General features: G+C 65.4%; 1 protein-coding gene. It reads left to right on the top strand.

All coding sequences use genetic code 11. The features are described 5' to 3' along the window. Positions 1-1034, top strand: a 1034-nt coding sequence (locus CN933_RS31195) for an S-(hydroxymethyl)glutathione dehydrogenase/class III alcohol dehydrogenase (protein ID WP_102763427.1), incomplete at both ends; no start/stop codon positions are given.

Raw genomic sequence — 1034 nt, 5'->3', positions numbered from 1 at the left:
CGGGCCGGCGAGGTGCTGGTCGAGGTGAAGGCGACCGGCATCTGCCATACCGACGATTTCACGCTGTCGGGGGCCGATCCGGAGGGGCTGTTCCCGGCGATCCTCGGTCATGAGGGCGCCGGCATCGTCGTCGATGTCGGCCCGGGCGTCACCTCGGTCAAGAAGGGCGACCACGTCATCCCGCTCTATACGCCGGAATGCCGCTCCTGCCCCTCCTGCCTCAGCCGCAAGACCAATCTCTGCACCGCCATCCGCGCCACCCAGGGGCAAGGGCTGATGCCGGACGGCAGTTCGCGGTTCTCGATCAACGGCGACAAGGTCCACCACTATATGGGCTGCTCGACCTTTTCGAACTTCACCGTGCTGCCGGAGATCGCGCTCGCCAAGGTCAATCCGGACGCCCCCTTCGACAAGATCTGCTATATCGGCTGCGGCGTCACCACCGGCATCGGCGCGGTGATCAACACCGCCAAGGTCGAGATCGGCGCCACCGCCATCGTCTTCGGTCTCGGCGGCATCGGGCTCAACGTCATCCAGGGGCTTCGCCTTGCCGGCGCCGACATGATCATCGGCGTCGACCTCAACAACGACAAGAAGCCCTGGGGCGAAAAGTTCGGCATGACCCACTTCGTCAATCCGAAGGAGGTCGGCGACGACATCGTGCCCTATCTCGTCAACCTGACGAAGCGCGGTGCCGACCAGATCGGCGGCGCCGACTACACCTTCGACTGCACCGGCAACACCAAGGTCATGCGCCAGGCGCTCGAAGCCTCGCATCGCGGCTGGGGCAAGTCGGTGATCATCGGGGTCGCCGGCGCCGGCCAGGAGATTGCCACCAGGCCGTTCCAGCTCGTCACCGGCCGCACCTGGATGGGCACCGCCTTCGGCGGCGCGCGCGGGCGCACCGACGTGCCGAAGATCGTCGACTGGTACATGGAGGGCAAGATCGAGATCGATCCGATGATCACCCACACCATGCCGCTCGAGGACATCAACAAGGGGTTCGAGCTCATGCATTCCGGCGAGAGCATTCG

The sequence above is a fragment of the Sinorhizobium sp. M4_45 genome (genome assembly GCF_002885915.1).
Taxonomy (GTDB): domain Bacteria; phylum Pseudomonadota; class Alphaproteobacteria; order Rhizobiales; family Rhizobiaceae; genus Sinorhizobium; species Sinorhizobium meliloti_A.
Note: the sequence above shows the minus strand (reverse complement) of the source record. Positions and strands in the feature narration are given on the sequence as shown.